Raw genomic sequence first — 9,938 nt, forward strand, 5'->3', positions numbered from 1 at the left:
AGGGTGGAATCAGCTACAGTTACGGCCACCCCGAGTCCAACTGCTTCGCAGAGCAGCCCGTCCGTCGCTCCGAGCTCGACCGTGCCAGCCATGCCTCGCGACGAGGATTTTCTGGCTGCGGCATTTAATCCGATTATTGGCCAGCAATGCACGCAGGGCGAGAAAGTTATTCTTGGCAAGCCGGGTGAGGCCGTACAGATGTGGGCTTCCTGCGATTGGGTTGCCGCCGGGAGCGGCGGAGAGGTGTACGTCAACAACTTCCAGACAGACCCCGAGAAGCCCGCATTCTTCGGCGGGCGCCAATGCGATATGAGGGATGTGGAGGTGGGTGACACCTGGATGGGTGCCGCAATCCACTACACATGCAAACGCCTCGCAGGGACCACGAGACCCAGTCAAGAGGCTGGCATCTGGGAGGCAAACCGGGTGAGCCGTGAGGAACTCGACCAGGCCAAGATACTCAGGCTCGACGTCTACCGCGCGGCTCTCGAGCAGCCATTGGGTGAGCCATGCCCGACCTCGGGCGCTACGCTGGCAACGTTGGATGCCGGTACAGCCGATCTGGCGATCGAATGCCAGGAAATCTTTGCCGGAAATTCTTTCTACCGCCTTGGCATCACGCCGACTAGCAGCTACGGCTGGAAGGGCTCTCCGGGCTCCGTGCCGGACGGCACATCCTGCAGCAGTGAAGGCAGGATCCGCGTCGCCCTGACGACCTCGCCAGGGTACCCGGCCCGGGTCCTCTACTGTGCAGAGTTGGACCCTGCCGACGCCGCGACTCCGACTGTCTGGCGGCGGGTCGCGTGGCCAGTCGAGCCACCTTCTTATCTAAAGACGTGTACGGCGGGAGACCCTGAACTCGAGGAAGTTCAAGGGCAGTTCAGGTTCACACTCGGATGTAGATCTATGCATGGCCTATATCAATGGGCGGTCATCTGGGCTGAGGAAATTGGGTAATCGCTACCAATATCGCATCAACCCATCTGAGGGCGTGATCGCGATCCTGCGCTTGATCGGCTTCACGAACATCGCCGCAGGAATCCGTCACCACGCCCGCCGCCCTGTAACTGGCCAGGCGCGCATGATCGGCACAGCGCGCCAAGGGTTCGGTGGCCGTCACGACGGGCGCTGGCGGATCCGGCGTAGCGCAACACGCGTCTATGGGCTCTGGAACGCCGCTATGGTGGTGCGGTGAGCGACCGGGTTCGGGGAAGGGTTGGTCACGGTCTCTGGAGGCAGAGGGCCGGGATCCGGTGATCGGGTCTCGGCAGGTGGCTTTCGGTCATCTCGCGAACGCCATGCCTATGCTTTGGACGCCTGACCCGGTTGATGTCGGCGGCTCGGAGCAGGCCGATTTCCCGAGGCACGACAGCGCCCCTGACCGGACATTCTGTCAGTCGGTCTCCTGTGAAGTGGCGACCTCGTAGAAGGCGTCCGCGAGAGCAAGGATGACACTGTTGATCCCAGGGCCATCGCTGAAGAAGTAGTCGGCCATGGTGTTGTGTGCTTCCTGGTTGTTGAGGACGGCCTCGGTGACGGCGACCTTGAAGTCGTCGGAGTCCATGAACTGCTTCTTCGAGTTAACCTGGGTCTGCCTGACGAGCTCGGGGTGGGCGAGGAGTCGCTGGACCAGGCCGTTGACGAACTCGCGGACCTGGGACTCGGTGAAGGACTCGGCGCCGAAGAGGTCGTTCATCTTGTCGATCACGACCTGGAGGGCGACGTACTTGGGCTCCTTGCGGGTGCCGGTTCCGGCAGCGCTGATTCCCTTGAGCTCGCCGTCGCCGGTCAGCGAGATGTCGACGGCGATCCGCTTCTCGTGCTTGACACCGACCAGGACGACGTCGGAGAGGTCGACCTCTGCGGCCCAGGAGGAGTCGGCGATGACCTTCTCCAGGAGGCGGAGGAAGATGGAGAGCATCTCCATGTGCGGGTCGCCGTAGTCGACGATCTGGCTCATGAAGTCGTAGAGCCGGACGTAGGTGGAGACGTCCTTGCGGAACAGGTCGAGGGTGTTGAGCGTGACCTTGTCATCGGCCTCGATCGCGGCGGCGTAGCGGCTCGCGAACTCGTGCTTCGCCGGAGCGATCGCGGCCGAGAGCGCGTTGTTGCCCTTCCGCTTCACCCACAACTCAGCGACGTCCCGCACCTGGTCGGCGGTGTAGATTCCGGCCTGGGCGATCTTGGCCGCGAGGTGGGCGACGACGTACGGGTCGGTCTCGGTCTCCAGGGTCGCGCCTGTGAAGTACGGCTCGAACGCGGTCCGGATGTCGTCGGGCTTGTTCACGAAGTCGAGGACGAACGTCTTGCGCTTGATCTCCCCGCCCGCGGTGCGGTGGGTGCGGTTGAGCCGGGAGAGCGTCTGCACGGCGGTGACCCCGGAGAGCTTCTTGTCGACATATATCGCCGAGAGCAGCGGCTGGTCGAAGCCCGTCTGGAACTTGTTGGCCACCAGCATAATCTTGTAGGTCTCGCCCTTGAACGCCGCGGCGAGGTCCGAGCCGGCGCCTGGGTTGAGGTTGGTCTCGGTGAACTCGACGTCCTCCGGCGGCGTCGGCCCCCACTCCGAGGTCCACACCTCGTTCTCGTCCATCGTCACCGACCCGGAGAAGGCGACCAGGGTGCGGTAGTCGTACGACGGATCCTCCGCGGCCCGGCGAGCGATGTAGGCGTCGATCGCCTTCTTGTACTTCACCGCGGCCTTGCGCGAGTCGGTGACGACCATCGCCTTCGCCCTGCCCTCCAGCAGGTGGGCGACGTTGGTATGGAAGTGCTCGACGATGATCTGGACCTTCTGGCTGATGTTGGTCGGGTGCAGCTTCACCCACCGCATCAGCCCTTTACGCGCGGTGCTTTCCTCGACCTCGCTGTCAGCGGTGGCCTTCCCGGCGATCTTCAGCGCGGTGTCGTACGACTGGTAGCCACGCAGCACGTCGAGGATGTACCCCTCCTCGATCGCCTGCCGCATCGAGTACAGGTGGAACTCGACCGGCTTCCCGTCCAGCCCCTTCCGCCCGAACATCTCCAGCGTCTTGGCCTTCGGGGTCGCGGTGAACGCGAAGTAGGAGATGTTCGGCGAGTCGGCCCGCTCGCTCATCCGTGCCGCCAGGATCGACTCCAGGGCGACCTCGCCGCCGTCGGCGAGGTCCTTGATCTCCTCGGCGGTGAGCACGGCCTTCAGCTGGGAGGAGATCCTGCCGGACTGCGACGAGTGCGCCTCGTCGGCGATGACGGCGAACTTCCTGCCCTTCAGCCCCTTGTCCGCCTGGATCTCGTCCATCGCGAACGGGAACGTCTGCACCGTCACCGCGATGATCAGCTCGCCGTTCCTGAGCGCGGCGGCCAGCAGCCCGGACTTCGACGTCGCGCCGGCCTTGCGGACATCCTCCGGGCTGATCGTGGCCACGATCCTGCCGGACCCGTCGATCTGCCGGATCGCCTCCTGAAGCTGCCCGTCAAGCACAGTCCGGTCCACGACGACGATGACCGTGTCGAAGACCTTCCCGTCGTCCACGTGCAGCCGCGCCAGCCGGTGCGCGGTCCAGGCGATCGTGTTCGTCTTCCCCGACCCGGCCGAGTGCTCGATCAGGTACCTGTGGCCGACGCCTTCCTCCCGCACGGCCTCGACGATGTTCGTCACGGCCTCCCACTGGTGGAACCGCGGGAAGAGCATGCTGGTGCGCCGCAGCGACATCCCCGTCGCGACGTCCCACTCCTCCCTGGTCTCCACGATCATCAGCCGCCCGATGATGGTGAGCCAGGCGTCCTTCTCCCAGACCCGCTCCCACAGGTATGCCGTCGCCGACCGCCCCTCGGCACCTGGCGGGTTCCCCGCCCCGCCGTCGTGGCCGATGTTGAACGGCAGGAAGTGCGTCTTCTCGCCCTCCAACCTGGTGGTCATCGCCGCCAGGTCGTTGGAGACCGCGAAGTGCACCAGCGCCCGATGCCCGAACGACAGCAACGGCTCCAGCCGGCCATTCGTGACCGGACGCCGGTCCTCACGGTACTGGCGGATCGCCTCGTCCAGCGACTGGGTGAAGTCCGTCTTCAACTCCACCGTCGCCACCGGCAGCCCGTTGACGAAAAACACCAGGTCGATGCTGCGCTGATCGGCGGTCGAGAACCGCACCTGCCGCATCACCCGCACCCGCATCGCCGCATACTGCGCCACCGTCGTCGCGTTCAGGCTGGTCTCCGGCCGGAACTGCGCCAGCTTCAACCGGCCGCCACCGATGTAGACGACCCCGTTGCGCAGGATGTTCAACGTCCCGCCACCATGTTCCAGCGGCCTGTCGAGCACCGTGGTCAGCACATCGAGGAACTTCGCCGCCGACCCGGCCGCCCTCAGCGCCTTCCCGTACGCCGCCGGCTGAGTCTCCTCCAACCAGGCGAACACATCCGCGGGGAAAAGCGCCCGCTCACGGTCATACCCGGTGTCGTTCGCCGAGTACAGCCACCCGTGAGCCTCCAGGTACGCGCAGATCTCGGACTCGAAGACGACCTCGTTGTGATCGGCCATCAGACCATCTCCCGCACGTCGACCTGCCCCGTCACCGCCGCCGTGATCAGCGCCGCCCGCCGCTCCTTCGAGAGTTCGATGAACCGCTCGGTCTCCGCAATGAGAATGTCGACCTTCGCCGCTTGATCGTCAAGATACGCTGCGACGCGATGCTGCTCATCGAGGGGTGGTACAGCAAGCCGATATTGCTTTAGCGCCTGGCAAGTGAGCCCACCCTTCGTACTGCCGTTCTCTTCACTCAAGCGTCGGAGGTCGTCATACGACGCCCTGAGCGACCACAGGAGGTACTCCGGCAACCATGTGCCTCGATCAGGCGCTATGTACGCGACGTGCTGGTTCACCGTCGCCTCGATCTCAAGAAGCGTTGCCATTCCGCGTGTCTTTCCTTGGCCAGTCAGACCCACCAAGACCGAGCCTGGAGCAACGACTGGCAAGTGACATTCATAGAGTGCGATGTCGGTCACGAATTGGTCGGCGTGCGTGACACGAGACTCGTTGACAGCGGAACTGTTCAGCCACGGGAACTCTCCGTCACGCCAATAGCTGGCAGTCTCACGCCTCGGAGTTGACCCGTTGCCGATTCGAGTAGAGCGACCTAGTTTGTCTGTCGTCGCGCCCGCATGGATCTGCTGATCGATCGCGTGCAAAGCGACTGCCCGGCGCCGCTCGCGGAGCATCTCGATCAGGCGCTGCTGTTCCTCGATGAGCGTGTCGATGCGGGCGGTCTCGCGGTCGAGGTAGTCGGCGATGGCGCGCTGCTCCCCTAGCGACGGGAGCAGGATCGGCATCAGCCGGAACTCGTCGTTGTCGATCTCGGCCTGACCGATGCGCACTCCGCGCGAGAGCAGTGCGTAGCCGTTGGTGTAGGTGGTCGAGCGAAGGAGCCAGTTGAGGTAGCGGGCGTCCTCACTATGGCGCGGCGCGAAGCAGATGTAGTGACCGGAAACGATCCCGCGGAGCGAGGAGATACCGACCGAACCTTGCCATGCCTTCATCCGGTTGGCGACCAGCCAGCCCGGGTGGACGAGCTGGTAGATGCTGCGGTTCTCGGCGGTCTTGTTGATGTTTTCGCGTGAGTCCTTCGCCACGACGCCGTACTCGCGAAAGACGGATAGCATCTGCTCTTCCGGATGGTCCACATCCTTGATGCGTTCGAACATGGACCACAGTGGCTTTGTGGTCCAGTGCGGCGGGACCTTCCCGAGCCAGGACACACCGGAGTCGACGAGGTCGAGCCTCTCAGCGATCACCCTCGACCTCCCGCAGGAGGTCGAGGATCTTGGCGATCTGCTTGTCCAGGTCGGCGTCGATCTCGGCGAGGGGGCGGGGTGGGACGTATTTGTAGAAGTGGCGGGTGAAGGGGATCTCGTAACCGGTCTTGACCTTGGCCCAGTCGATCCAGGCGTCGGGGACGTGCGGTCGCACCTCGGCGTCGAAGTAGGCGTTGATGGCGTCGATCTTGCCTGCCCGGCCGGCGGTCGAGCCGCCGTAGGTGAAGGGGACGTTCTCGGTGTCGCGCTTCTTCGGGTCGGGCTTGCGCTGGCCCTTGCGGTCGACGACCGGCTTGCCGTCCTCGCCAAGCAGGGGTCGCTCGACGGTGATGGTCCAGTAGCCGAACTCGTCGTTGCTCAGCACCTTGGAGTAGTCGGGGTCGGCGTCAAGGAAGTCCACGTACAGGCTGACGACCTTCTCACGGTCGGTGTCGGAGATCTCGCGGCCCTTGGAGCCGAGGTTCTTGCGCATCTTGGTCCAGAACGAGGTGCCGTCGATGAGCTGGACCAGACCCCTGGCGTCGGGGTGCTTGGTGTTGTCGAGGATCCAGATGTACGTGGCGATGCCGGTGTTGAAGAACATGTTGGTCGGCAGCGCGACGATCGCCTCGACCAGGTCGTTCTCCAGCAGCCACCGGCGGATCTCGGAGGGGCCGGACTCGGCGCCACCGTTGAAGAGCGGCGAGCCATTCATGACGATCCCGACCCGGCCGCCACCGTCCTTGGGCGCCCGCATCTTGTGGGCCAGGTGGAGCAGGAAGAGCATCTGCCCGTCCGAGGTCGCCGGCAGGCCAGGGGCGAACCGGCCGTACGGACCGGCCTCGTCGCGCTCCTTGGTGACCTTCTTGGCGTACTGCTTCCAGTCGACGCCGTACGGCGGATTGGACATGCAGAAGTCGAACTTCCTGCCCTTGAACGCGTCGTCGGTGAGCGTGTTGCCGAAGGCGATGTTGGTGGCGTCGTGGCCCTTGGCGAGGAGGTCGGACTTGCAGATCGCGTAAGACTGCGGATTATACTCCTGGCCGTACAGGCTCAGCTTCGCGTCCGGGTTCTGCGCGAGCAGATGCTCCTCGGCCAGGGAGAGCATGCCACCGGTGCCCGCGGTCGGGTCGTAGAGGGTGCGGACGATGCCGGCCTCGGTCAGGTCGGCGTCCTTCTCCGCGAAGAGCAGGTCGACCAGCAGCCGGATCGCGTCGCGTGGGGTGTAGTGGTCGCCGGAGGTCTCGTTCGCGGCCTCGTTGAACTTGCGGATGATGTACTCGAACGCATCGCCCATGTCGGCGTTCGACACCGCCTTGGGGTGCAGGTCGATCGCCTTGAACGAGGTGATGATCTCGCGCAGGAGCTCCGCCTTCTCCAGCGCGAGGATCTCCTTCTTGAAGTCGAAGTACTCGAACACGTCCACGTCCGCCGAGAACCGGTCGATGTAGTCGGTCAGGTTGTCCGCCAGCCCGTCGGCGTCGGCCAGGAGGTTGCTGAATCCGTAGTTGGAGGTGTTGTAGAACGGCCTGCCGGTCGCCTTCTTCACCTCGATCTTCAGCCGGTTCGGATGGTCGAACTTCCGCGCGAGCTCGCGGACCGCCTCCCGGTCAGGCTCGAGGACGCAGTCGAGCCGGCGCAGGATCGTGAGCGGGAGGATCACGTTGCCGTACTGGTTGGGGCGGTAAGGACCCCGAAGCTGATCGGCGATCGACCAGATGAAACTACCGAGGGTGCTCACAGGGCTCCTTGATGGGATCTCACGCGAAGACGGGGTGCCGGACGCCCGCGCCCGGGCCATGGGCCACCGGCGCGCCGTGTTCGGGGCCGAAGTTCCTGGCCAGCCCGTTCCAGCAGCCGAGCAGTCTGGCGGACTCGCCGATTCTGATCTCACCGGACTCGGGAGATGGCCTGCTGGAAGTTCTCGGCGACGTACCGCTGTCGACGACGGCGAGGACCAGCACCTCGTAGTCGGCGAGCAGACGGTGGAGCCGCTCTGGCCACGGTTCGCGGCGACCAGGTCGATCCCGACGCCGCTCACCCCGCCACGGCCAGGCCAGGCCGTCCACTGCCAGACCTCGGAGAACCTCTCGGTCCACCCCGGGTCGGCCCCAGGTACGCCTTGATCAGCCGCTCGCACTTGTCACCCTTGTCCCGCTCGTCCAGCAACGCGGCACGAAGATCCCCCGGCAACTCGCGAATCGTGATCCCCACGGGCGATAGTCTGCCGCACAGGTCTGACAATCACGCCAAGACCCTTGCGACACGGTCAGCACCCGGCTACAGACCGTCCTACACTGCGGCGGCCAGGTCCGGGGCGAGGCCCCAGCAGGTGGCCGGTTTCGAGCCGGGCCAGAAGGCGGCCAGCAGCGCCTTGTCCTTCTCCACCTGCTGGCGGCGGGTCCCCAGCCGGGTGGCGAGGCCTGCCGGCTGATGAACGACCATGACGCCAACGCCGCGTTCAACCTGGCCCGGTTCGTCGACCGCGAGTACACCGGCGACGTTAATCCCTCCTGTGGGAGAGCGTCCGGCGCCGAGGCACAGCGAACATGACCCGGCTGAGAGTGTGGGCGGCGCGATGAGGCTATGCCCCGTTGATTCGGTCAGCCCCCGGCTGCAGGGCGGCGCGGTCTGTGTGACAGCGATGAGCAGCACGTGCTGGGCCGCAGCCCCGGTCCGCTTCGAGCGTTGGCGGCTGCCGTCAGCTTGAGGCGGTCCAGGCAGGCTAGTTGAATTCTCCGTCGCGGGCGCCGGCGAGGAACGCTTCCCACTCGGCCGCGGTGAAGGACAGGATGCCGCTGTCGGGGTGCTTGGAGTGCCGGAGGGCGCGTCCGCCGTCGGGGAGTTCGGCGACCTCGACGCAGTTCCCGCCGTTGCCGCCGCTGTAGCTGCTCTTGCGCCAGGTCAGCTCTGCCGGGGGGTTGGTGGGGCCGGGTGGGGTGCTGTTCATCCCATCTCCTCCGCGGCCTCGATGATCAGCCTGCTCGATCGTTCTGGGTCCAGCGCGGCTGCTCGTAGGCGGTTCATCGCGAGCTTATACCGGCGCAGGTCGGCGTCTCGTTCCAAGTACAGGCCGCTGTGGAGCTGATCCATGTGGACGACCTCCCCGCCTGGTGGGGTCGCGAAGGCGAGGATCGTGAAGGGGTAGCCGAACGCGGCGTACGCCCCGAGGGTGTAGGGCAGGAGCTGCACGGTGATGTTCGGCTGCGCGGCACGGTCGGCCAACTGGGCGAGCTGGGTGCGCATGACGTCGGAGCCGCCGACGTGGCGGTGGAGTACGGATTGGTCGAGCACGACCCACAGTGAGAGCGGGTCGTCGCCGGCGAGCCGTTTCTGTCGTTCCATGCGGACGGTGACCCGGCGGTCGATTTCGTCGTCGTCGAGGCTGGTGTTCGCCGCCCGTAGCACCGCGCGGGCATACTGCGGTGTCTGTAGTAGCCCGGGGACGAGCTGGTTTTCGAACTCCTCGACGCTGACGGCGCTGCTCTCGGCTGCCATGAACCGTTCGAACCAGCGGGGCACGGCGTCGGTGTAGCTGTGCCACCAGTCTTGCTGGCGAGCGGAACGCACCATCCCGAGCAGCTCGTCGCGGAGCTGCTCGCCGGTCACGCCGTAGAGGTCGAGGAGTGCGGTGACGTCGCGGGTGCGCTGGATCCCCGCACCTGTCTCCATACGGCTGATCTTCGAGGCTGAGCACTGCAGGTGTGCTGCGGCCTGGTCGATCGTGATGTCGGCTCCTTCGCGGAGTCGCCGCAGTTCCGCGCCGACTTGGCGGCGTCGCATCGTCGGGGTCGCTTCGCCCGCCACGACCGCCTCCTCGTCAAGGTCAACCTGGGCCGAGTCTGCCAGCTTCACATGCACCACCCTGCAGAGGGAGTCCACAGCACGAAAATTTCCACGCATGGTAGCTGCCGCGCATTGCACGGAACGTGCATTGCGGGCATGCTGATGCCGTGACTACCCCGCCACGATCTGGCTAAGGCGCCGCGGGCTACGGGGATAGCAGCCACGGCTGGTCACAGGGAGGCTGCCTGGGCGGGCCAACGGTGCTCAGGGCAGATGGTGCGTCCGTGTCGTCCACACGGGCCGGAACTGGGTGGTGCAGATGCGAACCGTGCTCACCAGCGCGCGAGACACACACGACGGTCGCCGCACGCGCGTACGAACGC

General features: G+C 65.4%; 9 protein-coding genes and 1 pseudogene. 2 read left to right on the forward strand and 8 right to left on the reverse strand.

Annotated features, from left to right (window positions below; genetic code table 11):
- Window positions 1-90: 90 nt before the first annotated feature.
- Window positions 91-957, forward strand: coding sequence for a hypothetical protein (locus tag AC08OV_RS20125; protein WP_476614918.1), 867 nt, complete (start codon window positions 91-93; stop codon window positions 955-957).
- Complete coding sequence (locus tag AC08OV_RS20130; RefSeq protein ID WP_476620107.1) at window positions 911-1,195, forward strand: hypothetical protein; 285 nt, start codon at window positions 911-913, stop codon at window positions 1,193-1,195. Before AC08OV_RS20125 ends, AC08OV_RS20130 begins: the two co-directional genes overlap by 47 nt.
- 198 nt (window positions 1,196-1,393) lie before the next feature.
- Here AC08OV_RS20130 and AC08OV_RS20135 read toward each other — a convergent pair whose 3' ends face one another.
- The 8 genes and pseudogenes from AC08OV_RS20135 to AC08OV_RS20170 all read right to left on the reverse strand — a co-directional run bounded on the left by AC08OV_RS20135 (window position 1,394) and on the right by AC08OV_RS20170 (window position 9,624).
- Window positions 1,394-4,519 (reverse strand): type I restriction endonuclease subunit R, encoded by a 3,126-nt coding sequence (locus AC08OV_RS20135; RefSeq protein WP_476614920.1) that lies wholly within the window; start codon window positions 4,517-4,519, stop codon window positions 1,394-1,396.
- Window positions 4,519-5,769 carry a restriction endonuclease subunit S gene (locus tag AC08OV_RS20140; RefSeq protein WP_476614921.1) on the reverse strand — a complete coding sequence of 417 codons (1,251 nt, stop codon included), beginning with the start codon at window positions 5,767-5,769 and terminating at the stop codon, window positions 4,519-4,521. The genes AC08OV_RS20135 and AC08OV_RS20140 overlap by 1 nt, the downstream gene beginning before the upstream one ends.
- Window positions 5,759-7,510, reverse strand: coding sequence for a type I restriction-modification system subunit M (locus AC08OV_RS20145; RefSeq protein ID WP_476614924.1), 1,752 nt, complete (start codon window positions 7,508-7,510; stop codon window positions 5,759-5,761). The genes AC08OV_RS20140 and AC08OV_RS20145 overlap by 11 nt, the downstream gene beginning before the upstream one ends.
- Before the next feature lie 19 nt (window positions 7,511-7,529).
- Entirely contained in the window at window positions 7,530-7,838 is a 309-nt protein-coding gene (locus tag AC08OV_RS20150) for a hypothetical protein (protein WP_476614925.1), read from the reverse strand.
- Window positions 7,817-7,909, reverse strand: a pseudogene (locus tag AC08OV_RS20155) (hypothetical protein); the annotation flags it as partial. The gene AC08OV_RS20150 and the pseudogene AC08OV_RS20155, both read right to left, overlap by 22 nt.
- A gap of 152 nt (window positions 7,910-8,061) precedes the next feature.
- Window positions 8,062-8,214 carry a hypothetical protein gene (locus AC08OV_RS20160; protein ID WP_476614922.1) on the reverse strand — a complete coding sequence of 51 codons (153 nt, stop codon included), beginning with the start codon at window positions 8,212-8,214 and terminating at the stop codon, window positions 8,062-8,064.
- A gap of 280 nt (window positions 8,215-8,494) precedes the next feature.
- Window positions 8,495-8,719, reverse strand: coding sequence for a DUF397 domain-containing protein (locus AC08OV_RS20165; RefSeq protein WP_476620108.1), 225 nt, complete (start codon window positions 8,717-8,719; stop codon window positions 8,495-8,497).
- A complete protein-coding gene (locus tag AC08OV_RS20170) occupies window positions 8,716-9,624 on the reverse strand; it encodes a helix-turn-helix domain-containing protein (protein WP_476616102.1) in 909 nt (302 codons plus the stop codon). The genes AC08OV_RS20165 and AC08OV_RS20170 overlap by 4 nt, the downstream gene beginning before the upstream one ends.
- Between the last annotated feature and the right edge of the window lie 314 nt (window positions 9,625-9,938).

Source organism: Frankia sp. CeTa3Moorea, from assembly GCF_978021225.1.